The 20,453-nt window shown below is 65.9% G+C and carries 17 protein-coding genes; 13 read left to right on the top strand and 4 right to left on the bottom strand.

The window, feature by feature from the left end:
• Window positions 1-93: 93 nt before the first annotated feature.
• From bamA to CSC73_RS11380, 12 genes are all read left to right on the top strand, one after another.
• Window positions 94-2,535, top strand: coding sequence for an outer membrane protein assembly factor BamA (gene bamA, locus CSC73_RS11325; protein WP_163840543.1), 2,442 nt, complete (start codon window positions 94-96; stop codon window positions 2,533-2,535).
• A gap of 107 nt (window positions 2,536-2,642) precedes the next feature.
• Window positions 2,643-3,659 (top strand): UDP-3-O-(3-hydroxymyristoyl)glucosamine N-acyltransferase, encoded by a 1,017-nt coding sequence (lpxD, locus tag CSC73_RS11330; protein WP_163840544.1) that lies wholly within the window; start codon window positions 2,643-2,645, stop codon window positions 3,657-3,659.
• Window positions 3,660-3,661: 2 nt separating this feature from the next.
• Complete coding sequence (gene fabZ, locus CSC73_RS11335; protein ID WP_163840545.1) at window positions 3,662-4,117, top strand: 3-hydroxyacyl-ACP dehydratase FabZ; 456 nt, start codon at window positions 3,662-3,664, stop codon at window positions 4,115-4,117.
• A 2-nt stretch (window positions 4,118-4,119) separates the two neighbouring features.
• A complete protein-coding gene (gene lpxA / locus CSC73_RS11340) occupies window positions 4,120-4,911 on the top strand; it encodes an acyl-ACP--UDP-N-acetylglucosamine O-acyltransferase (protein ID WP_163840625.1) in 792 nt (263 codons plus the stop codon).
• Window positions 4,908-6,167, top strand: a complete 1,260-nt coding sequence (gene lpxB, locus CSC73_RS11345) for a lipid-A-disaccharide synthase (RefSeq protein WP_163840546.1) — start codon at window positions 4,908-4,910, stop codon at window positions 6,165-6,167. The genes lpxA and lpxB overlap by 4 nt, the downstream gene beginning before the upstream one ends.
• A complete protein-coding gene (locus CSC73_RS11350) occupies window positions 6,164-6,814 on the top strand; it encodes a ribonuclease HII (RefSeq protein WP_163840547.1) in 651 nt (216 codons plus the stop codon). Before lpxB ends, CSC73_RS11350 begins: the two co-directional genes overlap by 4 nt.
• A gap of 82 nt (window positions 6,815-6,896) precedes the next feature.
• On the top strand, window positions 6,897-10,532 hold the full coding sequence (gene dnaE / locus CSC73_RS11355; protein ID WP_163840548.1) for a DNA polymerase III subunit alpha: 3,636 nt from the start codon (window positions 6,897-6,899) through the stop codon (window positions 10,530-10,532).
• Between the two features lie 257 nt (window positions 10,533-10,789).
• Window positions 10,790-11,749 carry an acetyl-CoA carboxylase carboxyltransferase subunit alpha gene (locus tag CSC73_RS11360; RefSeq protein WP_163840549.1) on the top strand — a complete coding sequence of 320 codons (960 nt, stop codon included), beginning with the start codon at window positions 10,790-10,792 and terminating at the stop codon, window positions 11,747-11,749.
• 120 nt (window positions 11,750-11,869) lie between these two features.
• Complete coding sequence (locus tag CSC73_RS11365) at window positions 11,870-12,616, top strand: tetratricopeptide repeat protein (RefSeq protein WP_163840550.1); 747 nt, start codon at window positions 11,870-11,872, stop codon at window positions 12,614-12,616.
• A gap of 169 nt (window positions 12,617-12,785) precedes the next feature.
• Complete coding sequence (gene tilS / locus CSC73_RS11370; RefSeq protein WP_163840551.1) at window positions 12,786-14,096, top strand: tRNA lysidine(34) synthetase TilS; 1,311 nt, start codon at window positions 12,786-12,788, stop codon at window positions 14,094-14,096.
• Window positions 14,097-14,141: 45 nt separating this feature from the next.
• Complete coding sequence (locus CSC73_RS11375) at window positions 14,142-14,402, top strand: exodeoxyribonuclease VII small subunit (protein ID WP_093281312.1); 261 nt, start codon at window positions 14,142-14,144, stop codon at window positions 14,400-14,402.
• Complete coding sequence (locus tag CSC73_RS11380) at window positions 14,392-15,270, top strand: polyprenyl synthetase family protein (protein ID WP_163840552.1); 879 nt, start codon at window positions 14,392-14,394, stop codon at window positions 15,268-15,270. Before CSC73_RS11375 ends, CSC73_RS11380 begins: the two co-directional genes overlap by 11 nt.
• A gap of 78 nt (window positions 15,271-15,348) precedes the next feature.
• On the opposite strand, the gene CSC73_RS11385 is transcribed toward CSC73_RS11380, so the two are convergent.
• From CSC73_RS11385 to pmbA, 4 genes are all read right to left on the bottom strand, one after another.
• On the bottom strand, window positions 15,349-16,479 hold the full coding sequence (locus CSC73_RS11385; protein WP_163840553.1) for a DUF1501 domain-containing protein: 1,131 nt from the start codon (window positions 16,477-16,479) through the stop codon (window positions 15,349-15,351).
• Between the two features lies 1 nt (window position 16,480).
• The gene (locus CSC73_RS11390; protein WP_163840554.1) at window positions 16,481-17,896 is read right to left on the bottom strand and encodes a DUF1800 domain-containing protein; all 1,416 of its coding nucleotides are present in this window, start codon (window positions 17,894-17,896) and stop codon (window positions 16,481-16,483) included.
• Between the two features lie 139 nt (window positions 17,897-18,035).
• Window positions 18,036-18,413, bottom strand: a complete 378-nt coding sequence (locus tag CSC73_RS11395) for a DUF4870 domain-containing protein (RefSeq protein WP_163840555.1) — start codon at window positions 18,411-18,413, stop codon at window positions 18,036-18,038.
• 90 nt (window positions 18,414-18,503) lie between these two features.
• Window positions 18,504-19,865, bottom strand: coding sequence for a metalloprotease PmbA (gene pmbA, locus CSC73_RS11400; RefSeq protein ID WP_163840556.1), 1,362 nt, complete (start codon window positions 19,863-19,865; stop codon window positions 18,504-18,506).
• A 35-nt stretch (window positions 19,866-19,900) separates the two neighbouring features.
• On the opposite strand from pmbA, the gene yjgA reads away from it, so the two are divergent.
• Window positions 19,901-20,449, top strand: a complete 549-nt coding sequence (gene yjgA, locus CSC73_RS11405; protein WP_163840557.1) for a ribosome biogenesis factor YjgA — start codon at window positions 19,901-19,903, stop codon at window positions 20,447-20,449.
• The last annotated feature ends 4 nt before the right edge of the window (window positions 20,450-20,453 follow it).

Here is a 20,453-nt window from a genome sequence, read left to right on the forward strand (position 1 = left end):
GCTCGCTCCCACCCAATTTCCCCGCCGGCCCAATTTCGGCAAACCCCTGCGCTCTTGCAGGCAACAGCAGCACCCACCCAATCGGATGTGATGATGACGCGACTCCCCACCCGCCGCCTGCTCGCCCTCGCCCTGGCCTCGGCCATCGCATTGCCGGCCTGGGCGCAGACGACGGAATTCGGCCTGCCGGCGACCGCCAGTGCGGACGCCTTCACCGCCAGCGACATCCGCATCGACGGCCTGCAGCGCATTTCGGCCGGCACCGTGCTGACCTATCTGCCGATCGAACGCGGCGACACGGTCGATTCCACCAAGATCGGCGAAGCGATCCGCGCGCTGTACCGCACCGGCTTCTTCGAAGACGTCAAACTCGATCGCCAGGGCGACATCCTGGTGATCACCGTGGCTGAGCGCCCGGCGATCAACAAGCTGACCCTGAGCGGCAACAAGGACATCAAGACCGAAGACCTGACCAAGGGCCTGCAGGACATCGGTCTGGCCGAAGGCGAAACCTTCGACCGCCTGGCCCTGGACCGCGTCACCCAGGAGCTGACCAAGCAGTACAACAACCGCGGCAAGTACAACGTCGAAATCAATCCGACGGTGACCAAGCTTGACCGCAACCGCGTGGACATCACCATCAACGTCAAGGAAGGCAAGGCCGCCAAGATCCGCCACGTCAACCTGGTGGGCACCGAGAAGTTCGAGAACAAGGACATCCTGGACGGCTGGGAATCCAAGGAAAGCAACTGGCTGTCCTGGTACCGCCGCGACGACCAGTACTCGCGGGAAAAGCTCTCCGGCGACATCGAGAAGCTGAACTCCTACTACCTGGACCGCGGCTACGTGGACTTCTCGCTGGACTCCACCCAGGTGGCGATCAGTCCCGACAAGCAGAACATGTACATCACCGCCGGGATCACCGAAGGCGAGCAGTATAAGGTGTCCGACGTGAAGGTCACCGGCGACACCATCCTGCCGGTGGAGGACATCGAGCGGCTGGTGCTGGTGAAGAAGGACCAGGTGTTCTCGCGCGCGGTCCTGGAATACACCTCCGACGCCATCACCTCCACCCTGGGCAACATCGGCTACGCCTTCTCGCAGGTCAACCCGATCCCCACCGTGGACCGCGAGAACCGCACCGTGGCCATCAACCTGCAGGTCGTGCCCGGCCCGCGGGTGAACGTGCGCCGCATCGTGTTCAAGGGCAATAGCCGTTCGGCCGACGAAGTGCTGCGCCGCGAGATGCGCCAGTTCGAAGGCAGCTGGTATTCGCAGGCGGCCATCGACCGTTCCAAGATCCGCCTGCAGCGCCTTGGCTATTTCGAAACCGTGGACGTGGAAACCCCGCCGGTGCCCGGCAGCAACGATGAAGTGGACGTGGTCTTCAACGTCAAGGAAACCACTTCGGGCAGCTTCGTGTTCGGCCTGGGCTACTCGCAGCTGTCCGGCCTCACCACCTCGATCCAGCTGTCGCAGAACAACTTCCTCGGCGGCGGCAACCGGGTCTCGGTGGAAGCGCAACGCAGCGACTACCTGCAGCGTTATTCGTTCTCGTTCGTCAACCCGTTCTTCACCGACGAAGGCATGTCGCTGGGCTACAACCTGTGGTGGCGCGAGTTCGATTACTCCAGCTTCAATACCGCGCAGTACTCGACCACCAGCGCCGCCGCACAAGGCGTGCTGGGCCTGCCGATCACCGAAAACGACACCGTCTCGCTGCTGTTCGGCATCGACACCAACGAAATCCTGACCTTCCGCGGCTCCACGCCCGAATCGATCATCGACTACATCGATGCCGTCGGAACGCGCACGTTCCACGCCTGGCGTACCGAACTGGGCTGGGCGCGCGACACGCGCAACGACTACTTCATGCCGACCCGCGGCACCTACCAGCGCGTCTCCACCGAGATCACCCTGCCCGGCTCCACGGTCGAGTACTTCAAGCTCAACTACGAGTTCTCCAAGTACTGGCCGCTCAGCCAATCGCTGGTGCTCAATACGCGTGCCGAAGTGGGATACGGCGACAGCTACGGCAACGATTTTTCGCGGCGCCTATGCCGGGTCAATCCCAGCGATCCACAAACCAAGGCTGCGTCGGAGTGCGCGCCTGGCACTGTCGAGGCTGGCGTGCTTACCGCCACGGGCCTGCCCTTCTTCGAGAACTTCTACGCCGGCGGCGTACGCTCGGTGCGCGGCTTCCGCGACAACACCCTGGGCCCCCGCTCGGAGGAGATCGGCGGCGTCCGCGGACAGCCGCTGGGCGGGTCGCTGAAGACCACCGGTTCGCTGGAAATGTATTTTCCGAAACTGTTCGATTCCAAGGCCGCGCGCGTTTCGGCGTTCGTGGATTTCGGCAACGTCTACGCCGATACCGACAGCTTCGACGCGGGCGAACTGCGCGCCTCCACCGGCATCTCGCTGCTGTGGCGCGCGCCGGTCGGGCCGATCTCGATCAGCTACGCGTTCCCGCTGCGCAAGGAAGACGAAGACGAGGTCGAACGCCTGCAGTTCACCTTCGGCGGCGCGTTCTGAGGATCGCCGCGCAGGCGCCATGCTCCCTCAATGATGTCCCCTCAAGGCCCGGGCAACCCCGGGCCTTTCTTCTACGCGGCAGCGCCCAAGACGTTAAACTGCGCCCAGTGGACACTTTCAGCATCACCGCCGACGAGATCGCCGAACGCTACGCCCTGGTGCTGCGCGGCGACGGAAGCCTGCGCATAAGCGGCGTGGGCACCCTTTCCGGCGCGGGCGAAGGCCAACTGACCTTCCTGGCCAATCCGCGTTACCGCAATCAATTGCCGGCCAGCGGCGCCTCCGTCGTGGTGCTGCGCGAGCAAGACGCCGCGGAAGCCCCCGGCACCGTGCTGATCGCCCGCGATCCGTACACCACCTTCGCCAAGATCGCCGCTCTGTTCGACCGGCAACCTGTTCGCGATCCCGGTATCCATCCTTCGGCGGTGATCGACCCTGCTGCGCGCATCGCCGACGGCGTGCATATCGGTCCTTTCGTCACGATCGGGGCCAACAGCCTCGTCGGCGAGGGTTGCGTGATCGGGCCGGGCTGCGTGATCGGCGAAGATTGCGAGATCGGCGCAGGCAGCGAGCTGATCGCGCGGGTGACCCTGGTGACCCGGGTGCGCCTGGGACGGCGGGTGCGCATCCACCCCGGCGCGGTGCTGGGCGCGGACGGTTTCGGCCTGGCCATGGACGCCGGCCACTGGATCAAAGTACCGCAGCTGGGCGGCGTGACGGTCGGCGACGACTGCGAGATCGGCGCCAATACCTGCATCGACCGCGGCGCGCTGGGCGACACCGTGCTGGAAGAGGACGTGCGCCTGGACAACCAGATCCAGATCGGACACAACGTGCACATCGGTGCGCATACGGCGATGGCCGGCTGCAGCGCGGCGGCCGGCAGCGCCAGGATCGGCCGCTACTGCCTGATCGGCGGCGGCGCGGGCGTTCTTGGCCATCTGGAAATATGCGACAAGGTGACCATCACCGCGATGTCGCTGGTGACCCATTCGATCCGCGAACCCGGCGAGTATTCCTCGGGCACGCCGCTGACCGACAACCGCAGCTGGCGGAAGAACGCCGCACGCTTCAAGCAACTCGACGCCCTGGCACGCCGCCTGCCGGCTACCGACAAGGAGTAACCATGAGCCAACATTTTCCGCTGCCCCTCGATGCCGCAGGCATCCAGAAACTGCTGCCGCATCGCTATCCATTCCTGCTGGTGGACCGGGTGGTGGAGATGGAGCGCGACAAGCGCATCCTGGCCTACAAGAACGTGACCCAGAACGAGCCTTTCTTCACCGGCCACTTTCCGGGCAAGCCGATCATGCCCGGCGTGCTCATCATCGAGGCGCTGGCCCAGGCCGGCGGACTGCTTACCCAGCTTTCGCACGACGGGCAGACCGCGGGCCGCATGTTCTACATGGTCAAGGTGGACAACGCGCGCTTCAAGAGAATGGTGGTGCCTGGCGATCGCCTGGATCTGGACGTCACCCTCAAGCGCCTGATCAAGAACATGGCGCTGTACGAAGGCATCGCCCGGGTGGATGGCCAGGAAGTTGCCTCGGCCGAAGTGCTGTGCGCCGAGGACCGGGGCTGACCATGGCCGCCGGCGAGACGCTCATCCACCCCAGCGCATCGGTCGATCCGGCCGCCAGGCTGGGCGCGAACGTGCGCGTGGGCCCGTTCACCAGCATCGGCGCGGACGTCGAGATCGGCGAAGGCTGTGTGATCGGCGGGCATTGCAGCATCACCGGCCCTACCCGGATCGGCCGCGACAACCGCATCATCGGCCATGCCGCGATCGGCGGCGACCCGCAGGACAAGAAATTCAAGGGCGAGCGCACCGAGCTGGTCATCGGCGACCGCAACATCATCCGCGAATTCGTCACCATCAACCGCGGCACCGGCGACGGCGGCGGCCTCACCCGCGTCGGCGACGACAATTGGCTGCTCGCTTATACGCATGTCGCGCACGACTGCCGCATCGGCGACTTCTGCGTGTTCTCCAACAACTCCACCCTGGCCGGCCATGTGCAGATCGGCGACTGGGTGATCATGAGCGGCTTCGCCGGCGTGCATCAGTTCTGCCGCATCGGCGCGCATGCGTTCCTCGGCATGGGCGTGCTGGTCAGCGGCGACGTGCCCCCCTACACCATGGTGGCGACCGAGGCCCAGGGCCGCCCGCGCGGCATCAACAGCGAAGGCCTCAAACGCCGGGGTTTCGATGCCGACCGCATCAGCGCCATCAAACGCGCTTACCGCACCCTGTACGTCGCCGGCCTGCCGTTGGCCGAAGCAAAGCAGCAACTGGCCGAACAGGCGCGCGACAGCGCCGACGTGCGCGCGTTGTTGGATTTCATCGAAAGCGGCGAACGGCCACTGTTGCGATGAGCGGCTGGCGGCACGGCGCGGCAACCGGCAGCGACGAAGCGGCGCCGACGCTGTCGGACTTGGCCGCACACCCGGGAATGCTGCAGGCCGGCGAGCGCACAAAACGCATTGCGCTGGTCGCTGGCGAGGCTTCGGGCGATGCATTGGGTGCGGGCCTGACCGCAGAGCTGCGCAAGCGCTTCCCCGAAGCGGAATTCGCCGGCATCGGCGGCAAGGCGATGCGCCAGAGCGGCTGCGAAACCTGGTACGACTCGGGCGAGCTGGCGGTGATGGGCCTGTCCGAAGTCCTCGGCCATCTGCCACGCCTGCTGAAGCTGCGCCGCGAATTCCGCGAGCGCGTGCTCGCATGGAAGCCGGACGTCTTCATCGGCATCGATGCCCCCGACTTCAACCTGGGCGTGGAGCGCTGGCTCAAGCGTCGCGACGTTCGCACCGTGCATTACGTGAGCCCTTCGGTATGGGCTTGGCGCGAGAAACGCGCGCAGAAAATCGGAGCCAGCGCGGACATGGTCCTTTGCCTGTTCCCGATGGAGCCGCCGATCTACGCCCGGCACGGCATCGATGCGCGTTTCGTGGGCCATCCGATGGCCGACGAGATGCCGCTGGAACCGGACCAGGCCACCGCACGCGCCGCGCTGGGCCTGCATGCCTACACGCCGGTCCTGGCGGTACTGCCTGGCAGCCGGCTGGGAGAAATCGGGCGGCTCGGCAAGATTTTCCTGGAAGCGGCGCGGATGATTTCCGAATCCGTTCCCTACTTGCAGATCGTGGTGCCCGCGGCGAATTCCGCCTGCGCGGACGCGCTGCGGCCGTTGATCGCCGAAACCGGATTCGCCGCGCCGCCGATGCTCACCGATGGCCGCGCACGCGAGGCGATGGTGGCGGCAGACGTGGTGCTGCTGGCGTCGGGCACCGCCACGCTCGAGGCGATGCTGGCCAAGCGCGCGATGGTGGTCGGCTACAAGGTGGCGCCGCTGACCTACCGCATCGTCAAAGCGTTCGGCATGTTGAAAGTCGAGCGCTACGCGCTTCCCAACGTGCTGGCCGGCAGCGATGTGGCGCCGGAACTGATGCAGGACGAATGCACGCCGGAGAATCTGGCCGCGGCCGTGCTGAACCAGTTCCAGCATCCGGAAATCACCGGCGCGCTGCAACCGCGTTACCGCGAGTTGCATGAGACGTTGCGCCAGGATGCGTCGGCAAGCGCGGCCGATGCGATAGCCAGTCTGCTGCGCGGTGCGGGATCTTCGTCATGAGCCAGCATCCGCTGCTGTTTCCCGCTTCCAATGCCGTCGAGCGTCCGCTGTTGGTAGCCGGCGTGGACGAAGCCGGTCGCGGACCGCTGGCCGGGCCGGTCGCGGTCGCTGCGGTGGTGTTCGACCCTGCGCGTCCGCGCATCAACGGACTGGACGATTCCAAGCAGCTCAATGCTGCGCGCCGCGAAGTGCTGTACTCGCGCATCGTCGAACGCGCACTGGCCTGGCACGTGGTGCTGGTGGAAGTCGAGGAAATCGACCGCATCAACATCTACCAGGCGACGATGCTGGGCATGCGCCTGGCCGTGGAAGGCGTGGCCCATGTCGCCGGACTTGCGCGCATCGACGGCAATGCGTTGCCGAAGGGCCTTCCCTGCCGCGCGGAAACCCTGATAGGAGGAGACCGCCTGGATCGCGCGATCATGGCCGCTTCCATCGTGGCCAAGGTCACCCGCGACCGGCTCATGAAGCAGTTGCATGAGCAGCATCCGCAATACGGATTCGACGTGCACAAGGGCTATTCGACGCCCTCCCATCTGGCCGCGCTGGCTCAGCACGGCCCCTGCCCGCACCATCGCCGCAGTTTCGCCCCGGTTCGACGCGCATTGGGCGAGGAAACACCGGCAGGGGCCGAAGTCCTGACCTGAGGGATTCCGGAGCGTGCTTGGCGGGCGTTCGGGCCTGTCAAGCCTTGTTCCACTACACCCCTCCCGCTACCCTGCTAGCGGTATGTCCTCCCGCTTCATCCACCTCCACCTGCACACCGAATTCTCGCTCGCGGATTCGACCATCCGCGTGCCCGAAAAGCCGGACGAGGCGCGCCCGGACAAGGCCAAACGGCCCAATCTGCTGAGCCGCGCAGTGGAAATGAGGCTGCCGGCGCTGGCGGTGACCGACCGCAACAACCTGTTCGCGCTGGTCAAGTTCTACAAAGCCGCCGAGTCGGTGGGCATCAAGCCCATCGCCGGCGCCGATCTGAGCATCGTCGACGGCAAGGAAAGCCCCTGGCAGCTGACCTTGCTGTGCCGCGACCATACCGGTTACCTGTCGCTGTCGCGCCTGCTGACGCGCGCCTGGATGGAAGGCCATCACACCGACGGCGTGGCCATCGCGCCGGAATGGCTGCGCGAGGATTGCGAAGGCCTGTTCGCCATCGCCGGCCGCCACAGCTACGCCGGACGGCTGGCCGCGGGCGGACGCCACGAACACGCCGAGCAGCACCTGGCCGACCTGCAACGCAGCTTCGGCGAAAACCTGCATCTTGAAATCACCCGCACCCAGCGCGAAGGCGAAGACGCGTTCAACGCCTTCGCCCTGCATGCCGCCGCCGCGCGCGGACTTCCGGTCATCGCCAGCAACGATGTGCGGTTTCTGGACCGCGAAGGCTACGATGCGCACGAAGCGCGCGTATGCATTTCCACCGGCCGCGTGCTGGACGATCCCAAGCGGCCGCGCGAGTACAGCCCCGAGCAATATCTGAAATCGCCGGACGAGATGGCCGCGTTGTTCGCGGACGTACCCGATGCGATCGACAACACCTATGCGCTGGCGCAGCGCTGCAATCTGGAACTGACGCTGGGCCAATACGCCTTGCCGGCATATCCGGTGCCCAGCGACGAAACCCTGGACAGCTGGATCCGCAGCCAGTCGCATGCCGGCCTGGAGGAGCGCCTGCGCAGGAATCCGCTGGCCGAAGGGCACACCGCCGACGACTACCGCGCGCGCCTGGACCTGGAAGTCGACGTCATCGTGCGCATGGGATTTCCCGGCTACTTCCTGATCGTTGCCGACTTCATCAACTGGGCCAAGCAGCACGGCATCCCGGTCGGTCCCGGCCGCGGCTCCGGCGCCGGTTCATTGGTGGCCTGGGCGCTCGGCATCACCGATCTGGATCCGCTGCCCTACGGCCTGCTGTTCGAGCGCTTCCTCAACCCCGAACGCGTGTCGATGCCCGACTTCGACATCGACTTCTGCATGGACCGCCGCGACGAAGTCATCGACTACGTCGCGCGCAAATACGGCCGCGACCGGGTCAGCCAGATCATCACCTACGGCACCATGGCAGCCAAGGCGGTGGTGCGCGACACCGGCCGCGTGCTGGGTTTCCCGTACGGTCTGGTGGACGGTATCGCCAAGCTCATTCCCAATATCCTGGGCGTGACCTTGAAGGACGCGATGGGCGAAGGCGACAGCAGCATGGTGTCGCAGGAACTGATCGACCGTTACCGCGACGAAGACGACGTGCGCGACCTGATGGATCTGGCGCGGCAACTGGAAGACCTGACCCGCAACGCCGGCAAGCACGCCGGCGGCGTGGTGATCGCGCCTTCGCCGCTGTCGGACTTCTGCCCGCTGTTCGCCGAACACGACGTCGAGGGACGCGGCAAGTCGCCGGTGACCCAGTTCGACAAGGACGACGTGGAAGCGGTGGGCCTGGTGAAGTTCGACTTCCTGGGCCTGCGCACGCTGACCATCATCGATTGGGCGGTGAAGGCGATCAACCGCCGGGATTGGGGAATGGGGATTGGGGATTCGCAAGAGCAAAAGCAAAAGCGGGAATCCGCTCTTGCTTCTACGAATCCCGAATCCCCAATCCCCAATCCCGGCCCCATCGACATCTCCGCGATTCCGCTCGACGACGCGGCCACTTACGAACGCGTGTTCTCCACCGGCGATACCGGCGCGGTGTTCCAGTTCGAATCGCGCGGCATGCGCGAGTTGCTCAAGCGCGCCAAGCCAGACCGTTTCGAAGATCTGATCGCCCTGGTCTCGCTGTACCGCCCGGGCCCGATGGACCTGATTCCGTCCTTCATCGAGCGCAAGCATGGGCGCGAGCCGGTGGAGTATCCGGATGCGCGCGTGGAGCCCGTGCTGCGCGACACCTACGGCATCATGGTGTACCAGGAACAGGTCATGCAGATGGCGCAGATCGTCGGCGGCTATTCGCTGGGCGGCGCCGACCTGCTGCGCCGCGCGATGGGCAAGAAGAATCCGGCGGAAATGGCCAAGCACCGCGAGATCTTCCGCGAAGGCGCCGGCAATAACAGTATCGACGCGCGCAAGGCCGATTCCATCTTCGACCTGATGGAGAAGTTCGCCGGCTACGGCTTCAACAAGTCGCACGCCGCCGCCTACGCGCTGGTGTCCTACCAGACCGCGTGGCTGAAGACGCACTACCCGGCCGAGTTCATGGCCGCGGTGCTGTCTTCGGACATGGACAACACCGACAAGGTGGTGGGCTTCCTGGACGAATGCCGCACGCTGAAGCTCGAAGTGCTGCCGCCGGAAGTCAACGCTTCGGAGTACATGTTCGTGGCCACCGACGCGCGCACCGTGCGCTACGGACTGGGCGCGATCAAGGGCGTGGGGCGTGGCGCTTGCGAGGCAATTTCCGCCGAACGCGCAAGCGGCGGCGCTTTCCGCGACTTGCTGGATTTCTGCAAGCGCGTGGATTCGTCCAAACTCAATCGCCGCGCACTGGAAGCGCTGGTCAATGCGGGCGCGCTGGACGCGCTGGGCAAGAATCGCGCTTCGCTGATGCTGCAGCTTCCGGAGGTGGTGAAAGCCACCGACCAGTTGGCCAGGGAGCGCGACGCCGGCCAGGTTTCCCTGTTCGGCGGCGGCGACGCGGCGCCTGCGCTGGAAGTGCTGCTGACCGAAGTGGACGAATGGCCGCTGTCGCAGAAGCTGGCGGGCGAACGCGAGACCCTGGGCCACTACCTGAGCGGACATCCGCTGGATCCGTATCGCGACGACCTGCGCGCACTGGTCGGCACCGACCTGGGCGAGCTGGATAAGCTGTGGAGCGGCGCGCCGCAGGCCGAGAAGAAAGGCTGGCGTCCGGAAGTGGGCGTAGTCATCGCCGGGCAGGTGGTCGCCTTGCGCCGCAAGGGCGACAGCCAGGTGTTCGTGCAGCTGGAGGACGGGCGCGGGCGCATCGAGTGCAGCGTGTTCGCCGAGGCCTACACCCAGATGGCACCGCTGCTGACCCGCGACCGCATCCTGATCGTGCAGGGCGGCCTGCGCGAGGACGAGTTCAGCGGCGGCTTCAGCCTGCGCGTGCGCCAGTGCTGGGACTACGCGCAACTCTGCTCAAGCCATGCCCAGCGCCTGTCGCTGCGGCTGGACATGCGCGTGCCCGGTCTTTGGGACCGCATCGACGCCCTGCTCGCCAAACACCGCCCGGGAGCCACCCCCCTGCGCCTGGACCTGCTGCTGAAATCCGGCGAACGCGGCGTGGCCGGCGTGCTGGATTTGAACGGTCCCAAGTCGGTGCGCGTGGACACGGAGCTGCTGGATGCGCTGAGGGCGCATCCGGGGGTGCGGACGGTCAAGGTCGCTATCTCAAGGCCTTGGGCGAATTAGGCTTTTTAGGCTTTTCCTTCTCCCCCTGGGAGAAGGTGCCCGGAGGGCGGATGAGGGAATGGATTGTCAGCTTGTAGTGGAAGGTTGATTTGCAATTCATTGCCATTCCCTTATCCGTCGCTTCGCGCCACCCCGTATCAAGTACGGGGCAGGCTTTCTCCCGGGGGGAGAAGGAAAAGCCGCCGCCCTACCCACCCGTACGGGTTCCTCGCCCCGCTTCGGCTAAACTCCCCTCCTTTCCGGTCCGCAGTCCGTAAATGAACCCGAATTACCTGGATTTCGAACAGCCCATCGCCGACCTGGAATCCAAGATCCAGGACTTGCGCAGCGCCAGCACCGGCCCGGCGGTCAACGTCGACGCCGAAGTGCACGCCTTGCAGGACAAACTCCGCGTGCGCACCGCCCAGATCTTCCGGGACCTCACTCCCTGGCAGGTCTCGCAGCTGGCCCGGCATCCGGCGCGACCGTACACGCTGGACTACATCCGCGTGTTCTGCGACGAGTTCCAGGAACTGGCCGGCGACCGCGCCTACGCCGACGACGCCGCGATCGTCGGCGGCCTGGGCCGCATCGATGGCCGTAGCGTGGTCATCATCGGCCACCAGAAAGGCCGCGACACCAAGAGCAAGATCGCGCGCAATTTCGGCATGCCGCGTCCCGAGGGCTACCGCAAGGCGCTGCGCCTGATGAAGCTGGCCGAGCGCTTCAAGCTGCCGCTGCTGACCTTCATCGACACTCCTGGCGCCTACCCCGGCGTGGGCGCGGAAGAGCGCGGCCAGTCCGAGGCCATTGCCCGCAACCTCATGGAGATGGCCGAACTGCGCGTGCCCATCGTCTGCACGGTGATCGGCGAAGGCGGATCGGGCGGCGCATTGGCCATCGGCGTCGGCGACCGTACGCTGATGCTGGAATACGGCACCTATTCTGTGATCTCGCCGGAAGGTTGCGCGTCGATCCTGTGGAAATCCGCCGACAAGGCCAAGGATGCCGCAGAACAACTTGGCATCACCGCCAAGCGCCTGCTCTCGCTGGGCCTGGTGGACAAGGTGGTGCGCGAACCCATCGGCGGCGCGCACCGCAACCCACGGCAGATGGCCACGCGTCTGAAGGCCGTGTTGCTCAACGAGCTGGATGCGTTGGAACAATTGCCGATGGACGAGTTGCTGAAGCAGCGGTACCAGCGGTTGCGCGGTTACGGGGCTTACGAAGCCGCATAGCGCTTCTCGGTTCTTGTAGGAGCGACGCGAGTCGCGAAGCCGCGGAGAATCGAGTTGTCGTGAGCTTCGCGACTCGCGTCGCTCCTACAAATCTTCATCGCATATAAAAATCGACTCGCCATGAGCCCCATCCTCCTCCTTTCCATCGTTCTCCAAATCGCCTGCTGCGTGCACGTGGTCCGCACCGGCCGGCCGATGTACTGGATCTTCATCCTGCTGGTGTTCTCGTATATCGCGGTGGCGATCTATTTCTTCGCCGAGATCCTGCCCGGAATGCGCAACGATCCAGGCGCCCGGCGCGTGGTGCGCAAGGTCGCCGCGAAGATCGATCCCGAACGCGAGAAACGCCACGCCAGCCGCCAGTTCGGACTTTCCGACACGCAGGCCAACCGGCGTCGCCTGGCCGAGGAAAGCCTGGCGAGCGGCGACTTCCAGCAGGCGGCCGAGCTTTACCAAGGGGCGCTCAAGGGTCTGTACGAAACCGATCCGGAGACGATGCTGGGACTGGCCAAAGCGCAGTTCGGGCTGGGCCAGCCACAACAGGCGCGGCAGACGCTGGATGCATTGATCGCGGCCAATCCCAATTACCGATCAAAGGACGGGCATCTGCTTTACGCGCGTACCGTGGAAGCCAGCGGCGACATGCCTGCCGCGCTGCATGAGTACGAAAATGTGGTGCAGGGATATCCGGGCGAAGAAGCCCGGGCGCGCTACGGATCGCTGCTGGTGCGCAGCGGCGACACCGGCAAGGCGAAGGAAATCTTCAACGAGATACTGACCCGCTCCGCCGCTGCGCCCAAGTACTATCAACGCGAGCAGCGCGAGTGGATCGATGCGGCCAAACGCGAGTTGGCGGCGCTGAACTGATCGTTCGCGCGTCTCCATGGCTCTGTAGGAGCGACGCGAGTCGCGAAGCTCTGAACGCCGGAATCGTCATCGGCTTCGCGACTCGCGTCGCTCCTACAGACTCCTGCGTCTCCCGGGTGCGGGCTGGCGGACCCGAGCATGCCGTGGACGCAACGGCTAGGATGCGTACATGACCGCTGCCGATCCCGCCATCGTTCTGTACCGCGCCTTGCATCGAGAGAGGCCTGCGCCCTTGCTGGTGGGGCTCAGCGGCGGGCTGGATTCCACCGTACTGCTGCATGCGCTGTCGGAAGACCCGCAGGTCCGCGCACAAGGCCTGCGCGCCGTGCACGTGCACCACGGCCTGCAACCGCTGGCCGAGGACTGGGCCAACCATTGCGCCGGATTCTGCGGTTCGATTGGCGTACCGTTGACGATCCTCAAGGTCGTCGTGGACCGCGACAGCGGCGAAGGATTGGAGGCCGCGGCACGCAAGGCGCGGTACGCGGCATTCGAAAGCGTACTGAGGGAAGGCGAAACGCTGGTCACCGCCCATCATCGCGACGACCAGGCCGAAACCTTTCTGCTACGCGCGCTGCGCGGATCCGGGCCGGATGGATTGGCGGCGATGCGGCCATGGCGGAAATTCGCTGCGGGAAAACACTGGCGCCCCCTGCTGGACACGCCACGAAGCGGACTGCTCGCTTACGCGAACCAGCACGGCCTGGCCTGGCTGGAAGACCCCAGCAATGAAGACCTCCATCACGACCGCAATTTCCTGCGCCAGCGCATCCTGCCATTGCTGCGCGAACGCTGGCCGCAGGCCGATGCCGCTTTCACGCGCAGCGCGGTGTTGAGCGCCGATGCTGTCGAACTCTTACAGCGCGAGGACGTCCTGGCGCTGGCGATGGCTCGCACCGCCGATCCATGTGCGCTTTCGGTACCGGCGCTGCTGGAACTGCCGGCGACGCGGCGCGCACGCGTGCTGCGGCGATGGATCGAAGAACTCGGCCTTCCGCCACTGCCAGGCGAAGGCGTCGCGCAGATCGAAACCGATTTGCTGCCGGCGCGAGCCGACGCCCAGGCCCGCTTCCAATGGCGCGATGCGGTGATCGAACGCTGGCGCGACCTGTTGCATGCGCAATGGCGGCGCGAGCCGTTGCCGGCCGAATGGAACGCAGAATGGAGCGGGCGCGAGCCGCTGCCGCTGCCGGGCGGAGATCTGCTCCACCTGCAGGGCGCGGAAGCGTTCCCCTCTCCCCTGCGCGTGTTCGCGCGCCAGGGTGGTGAGCGCATCGCCCTGCCCGGCCGCGAGCATTCGCATGCGCTCAAGAACGTGCTGCAGGAACTCGGCGTACCGCCCTGGGAGCGCGAGGTCCTGCCCTTGCTCTCCAACGGCGCGGGCGAGTTGGTGGCGATCGCGGACTTGGCTTATTCCGCCGGTTTCGACGCATGGCTGCGCGAGGCGGGCGCGCGCCTGCTTTGGGCGCGCCAGGCATGAACGGCCTGCATTGACCTATTCCCCCCGCATCCCCAAACTTGCCCCATGCCACGCAAACCCGCCCCCGATGCTTCCCCCGTCGCCCATTTCGAGCAGTCGCTGGACGAACTGGAGCTGCTGGTCGAGAAGATGGAACAGGGCGAGATGAGCCTGGAAGAGTCGCTGGCCGCCTACGAGCGCGGCGTGGGCCTGTACCGGCGTTGCCAGGCGGCATTGGAACAGGCCGAGCTGCGCGTGCGCCTGCTCAGCGATCCGGAACAGCCCGATGCGGCCGAACCCTTTGCGCCGCTGCCCGATGGAAACTGAAGCCCCGTTCCTGCGCTGGGCCCAACGCGTCGAAACCGCACTCGGCAACGCCCTGCCCTCGGCCTCGATCCCGCCGCAACGCTTGCATGCGGCCATGCGCCACGCGGTGCTCGGCGGCGGCAAGCGCATACGCCCCCTGCTGGTCTACGCCACGGGCGCGGTGTTCGGCACCGACGAGCGCTGGCTGGATGCGCCCGCGGCGGCGGTGGAGCTGATCCACGCCTATTCGCTGGTGCACGACGACCTGCCGGCGATGGACGACGACGCCTTGCGGCGCGGCCGGCCTACCGTGCATGTCGCCTTCGACGAAGCCACCGCGATCCTTGCCGGCGATGCGCTGCAATCGCTGGCTTTCGAGGTGCTGGCAGAAGCGCCGGTCGCGTCCGAATTGCGCGTGTCCTGGCTGCGTGCATTGGGCTTGGCCGCGGGCGCCGGCGGCATGTGCGGCGGCCAGGCGCTGGATATCGACGCCACCGGCCAGGTGCAGACGCTCGCGGATCTGGAGCGCATGCACCGTCTCAAGACCGGCGCGCTGATCCGGGCCTCGGTGCGCATGGGGGCGATGGGCGGCAGCATCGACGAAGGCACGCTCAAGCTGCTGGATACCTTCGCCGATGCGCTGGGTCTGGCCTTCCAAGTGCGCGACGACATCCTGGACGTGGAATCGAATTCCAAGCAGCTAGGCAAGACCGTGGGCAAGGATGCGGCGCAGGCCAAGTCCACTTATCCGGCCCTGCTGGGCATGGACGGCGCGAAAGCCAAGCTGGTCGAGCTGGACAGGGTCATGCACGATGCGCTGTCCCCTTTCCGCGAACGCGCCACCGCGCTGTGGGCGCTGGGCAAGCTCGCCATCCACCGTACCCACTAAGACAGCATCCTTGTAGGAGCGGGCCCTGCCCGCGACCGGGCGTTACCGGTAACGCTCCGTCGCGGGCAGGGCCCGCTCCTACAAGAGCAGCCCTTCGATCGCGCGCACGTCGCGGCTATCGGGAAACACCTTCGTCTCCAGCGCCGATTCCGGTATGCGCAAATGCGAAGCCAGGACGCCTTTTAGCAGCGCGCGCGTGTCGCTGGTAGCGCGCAGATCGCGGCCCTCGTTCAAGGCCCCTTGCGCCAATCCCGGCCAATCGCCGGCGATGCGTCCGCCCTTCACCGCGCCGCCGGCGAGCAACGCAATGCCGCCGGTGCCGTGATCGGTGCCGCCGGTACCGTTCGCGGCCGCGGTGCGGCCGAATTCGCTGAGCACGATCACGACGGTTCTGTTCCAGAGAGGCGTCATGCCATCGTGGAAGGCACGCAGCCCCGCATCCAGTTCCTTGAGCTTGCGCGCCAACACAGCGGCCTGGTTGCTGTGCGTGTCCCAGCCCGAATCCTCGACGAAGGCGATGCGCGGTCCGCTCGCCTTGGCCATGAAACCGGCCGCCGAAGCCATTGCCTGCGGCAGGCGCCCGCCTTTGCCGCCGCTCATCTCCATGTCCTGGCTTTCGACCGCGCGCGCGAAAGAGCCGGCGAGTTTCGGATCGGCCGCGTACAAGGTCTGCAACCGCTGCAGCAGCACCGGATTGACTTCCTCTGGCAAGGGCGGCGACCAGGTGGTCGCATCGCCCGGCCCGCGCATGATCAACGGCATCACCGTGGTGAGCGACAAGGCTTCGCTACCGGCCATGGCCGAGACGCAGCGATTGAGCCAGCCGGTGGAGATGCCGCCCGGCCGCGCGGTGCCGTTTTCCAGACAGTCCTGGGCTTCGAAGTGGGAACGCTGGCGATACGGAGGAGCGATCGCGACCACCGGCAGCAATTGCTTGCGGCCGTAGAGTTCGTGGGCGAAGGAAAGCGATGGGTGCAGCGAGAAATCCGCATCCAATGCGCGCGCATCGGCAGGCGCCAGGTTGCCGCGCAGACGCGCATAGGCAGGGTCGTTGCGCGGCACCACCACGTGCATCCCGTCCACGCCGCCGCGCAACAGTACTACCAGCATGCGGGTGTCGTTCGCAGCCGCCATGCCCAGACCCGGCCACAAAGTCAGGCTGGTCAATGCGCCTGCGGCGCCGATGAAACCGCGTCGGGTCAGGCTCATGTCAAGTCCTCCATTGGAAAGCGGGGCTGGCGATCAGCAGCGCCAGCCCATCGCGCGGCGATTCGGCGCGCCGCAATGCCGTCATGGTCTCGCCATCCAGACTGCCGGCGAACAGGTTCCGTGCCACTGCCAGCGGATCGGCGCGTTCGGCAGGCGCCGCGTCGGCGATGCTGCTGGCCGCTTGCACCCGCTTCCACAGCGCGTCCGGTCCGCTCCATTGCGCGGCGTCGTCGGCGAAACCCGCCGGCGATCGCGGCGTGAACGGAGGCTGCCCCATGCGCGTGAGCAATCCCATCGACATGCGCGGATTGTCCGTCGGCGGCATGTCCAGGGCGCGCAGCGCCGATACCAGGAAGTCATCGGGCGTCTTGAACTTCCGCGCTGCTGGCGACCACGCCTGCGGGCTTTCTATCAAAGCGCGATACACCGTAGGCAGATCTCCCTCGCTGCGCTGCCATGCGTTAGCCAAGCGGTCCACGAGTGCGACGGGCGGATCGTCGCTGACGAAATGGCGCGCCAGCTTGTAAGCCAGATGGCGTGCGGTCGCCGGATGCAGGGACAGATCCGACAGGATCGCGCGGCCTTGCGTTTCTCCGCTTTCGGGATAACGCTTCCCCAGCAGCTCGCGCGTGCCTTCTTCGTGCGCTGCCGTGCGGAAGACGAAAGAAGAACGCGGCGTGCCGCGCTTCCAGTCCTGCGGCAGGGGCACGCCCCATCCGGTGATCGCGCGCGCCAGCTCGGTGACGTCGCCCTGGGTGTAGCCGCCGTCCACGCCCAGGGTATGCAATTCCAGAATTTCCCGCGCCAGGTTTTCGTTCAGACCCGGCTCGCGTTTCGGTTTGCCGTTTGCTTGCTTCGCGGCGCGTTTGCGCATGCGCTCGGCATACCTGGAATCGGTGCCGACCGAACGCACGTTGTCCAGGTAACGCAGCATGCCGGGATGCGTTTCCACCGCCAGCAGCAGATCGGAAAAGCTGCCCAGCACGTTGGGACGGATCGCCTCGCGCTCCATCGGCGCGGCGTACAGCGCGGCCTGGCGCTTGTCCACGGAAATGGCGAAATGGTTGGACCAGAACCGCACCAGGCGCTCGACGAAACCGTTCTCGCTGGCGACGGCGACCTGGTAGCGGCGTCCCAGCTCCTTCATCAGGGACTGGCGGTACAACTGGCCGATCTTCATCTGCTTGGCCTGGGCGTTTTCGCCCGACCGCTTGCTTTGGCGGCGCTGCTCCAGGTATTCGGTTTCGCGGCGCAGGTAATCCAGGCTGGAAGGCAGGCCCGAGAAAGCGGCCCGCGAGGCGTCGCTGCGCAGCTGCGCATCCAGCCAGGCGCGGGCGTCGCCGATACCTGCGAGCTCTCCTGGCCTGGCCCCCAGGCCGAAACGGTTGACGGCGCTGACGGCTTCCGTTGAAGGCATGTGCTGGCTCCGCGACGGGGTGAACAACAGGACTAACGCGCCACTGCGCTCTGCGTTGACGAAGAATCCCTTTCCCGCGCCCCCATAACGACGAAGGCCCGGACTAGCCGGGCCTTCGTACGGAAACGGGGTTTCCGGATTACTTGATCAGGCGCAGCGCGAACGGATAGCGATAGGCTTCGCCCTTGTTGGCGGCCAGGCCGCCGATGATGCTGAAGACGATACAGGCGATCCAGGCGATCAGATTGATCAATGCGCCGATCAGGATCACCGAAAGGATAATGCCGATCACGTATACGATCAGCAGGGTGATCTGGAAATTGAGCGCTTCCTTTGACTGGTCGGTCAGCCAGGATTTTTCCGGCTTGTCCTTGTTGATCAGCCAGATGATCAACGGAACGATGAAACCGGCGATGATGCCGGACAGGTGCGTCAGCAGTCCGATGGTCCTGTCTTCCTGCGGTGCGCTGCCCGAGGGCGCCGGCGGTGGTGCGGTCACGTTATCGAATTCACTCATTTCTTGTTCCCTTTAGAATGGTGGATAGTGGTGCTGCAGGCTAACCGGGGCGACACTACAGCCGCACGACACCCCATGTCCAGAAAAACGTCAATCGCCGCCGGCGACGGTCATCCTGCCCACCAGGATCGAACCGCAGCCGATGTGGGACCGCGGGTCCACATCGCGGCCCACCGCTTCGATGCCCGCGAATACGTCCTTCAAGTTGCCGGCGATGGTGATGCCATCCACGGGATAGGCGATGGCGCCGTTTTCCACCCAGAATCCGGCGGCGCCACGCGAGTAGTCGCCTGTGACCGGGTTCACACCCTGCCCCATCAGCTCGGTGACAAGCAGTCCGTTGTGCAGGCCGCCCACCATTTCCTCGAAACCGCCCGCATTGGCGGCGACCTCGAGGTTATGCACGCCTCCCGCATTGGCCGTGGTCTGCAGGCCCAGCTTGCGGGCCGAATAGCTGCCCAGCACATAGCGCTGCAGTACTCCCTGGCTCACCAGCGGCGCTTGGCGGGTCGCCACGCCTTCGGCATCGAAGGCCGCCGAGCGCAGGCCGCCGCGCAGCAGCGGCAGCTCCTCGATGGCGAACCAGTCGGGAAATATCCGCTTGCCGGCATGGTCCAGCAGGAAACTGGCGCGCCGGTACAAGGCCCCGCCGGAAACCGCACCCAACAGATGCCCGATCAGCGAACGCGCCACTTCGGCGGCGAACAGCACCGGGTACTGGCCGGTGGCCACCGAGCGCGGCGACAGACGCGCCAGCGTGCGTTCGGCCGCATGACGGCCTATCGCAACCGGCGCTTCCAACCCTTCGCGCGACAGGGCGCTGCTGTACCAGCCGTCGCGCTGCATGTCTTCGCCTTGTCCGGCGATCAATGCGCAGCCGATGGAGTGCTGGGTGCTGCGGTCGCGGCCGAAGAATCCGTGCGAATTGGCGTAGACGGAAATGCTTTCGCCGCTGCCGACCGAGGTTCCGTCCGAATTTGCGATGCGCGGATCGAACTCGCGTCCCGCCGATTCGCAGGCCAGGGCCAGGTCGATGGCGTGGTCGGCCTCCAGCGCCCAGGGATGCCAGGCGCCCAGATCCGGGAAGTCGGTGGCCATCAGCTCCGCATCGGCCAGGCCGGCGGCTTCGTCGTGCTCGGTGTAGCGCGCAATGGCGCAGGCCTGCGCCACGGTGGCGTCCAGGCTTTCCTCGCGCAGATCGGCGGTGCTGGCGCTGCCCTTGCGCTGGCCGAAATACACGGTGACACCAATGCTGCGGTCGCGGGTGGATTCCACGGTTTCCACCGCGCCCATGCGCACGTTGACGTTGAGGCCACGGTCCTCGCTGCAGCTGACTTCGGCCTGGCTGGCGCCCAAGGCCCGGGCGCGGTCCAGCAGGCGCCCGGAAAGACTCTCCAGCGCGTCCAGGCGCTGCAGGCTGTCGTCGGCGGAAAAATCGGCGATTGCGTTCAATGGCTTATCCTGTAACAAAGTTCTGGAGAGCGGAAATGCGTGGAATCGACCCGGAAACCGGGGAATACCTGGGGCCCAGCCGCAGCGAGCAGCGGCGCGAGGCGCTGGACATCCGCAGCCTGGGAGAAAAACTGGTTGCGCTGGCTCCGGCCCATTTGGCGAAGTTGCCGATACCCGAAGGCTTGCTGGAACATATCTACGAGACCCAACGCATCACTTCGCACATCGCGCACAAGCGGCAGTTGCAGTTCCTGGCCAAACAGATGCGGCGGGAAAGCGACGAGACCCTGGATGCGATCCGCGATGCGATGGAAGTGGGCGGCGACGCCAAGCGACGCGAGACGGCGATCCTGCACACGGTGGAAACCTGGCGTTCGCGCCTGCTGGAAGACGGCGACGCGGCCCTCGCCGAGCTGTTGTCCGAGTTTCCGTCTGCCGACCGCCAGCACCTGCGCCAGTTGGTCCGCAACGCGGGCGAAGAACGCAAGAAGAACAAGCCGCCGCATGCGTATCGCGAACTGTTCCGCGAGTTGCGCGAGCTGCTGGCGGACAACGAAGACACCTCCGACGAGGACGAGCTTTAGCCCC

The sequence above is a fragment of the Pseudoxanthomonas sacheonensis genome, from assembly GCF_010093305.1.
In the GTDB taxonomy this organism is placed as follows: Bacteria; Pseudomonadota; Gammaproteobacteria; order Xanthomonadales; family Xanthomonadaceae; genus Pseudoxanthomonas_A; species Pseudoxanthomonas_A sacheonensis.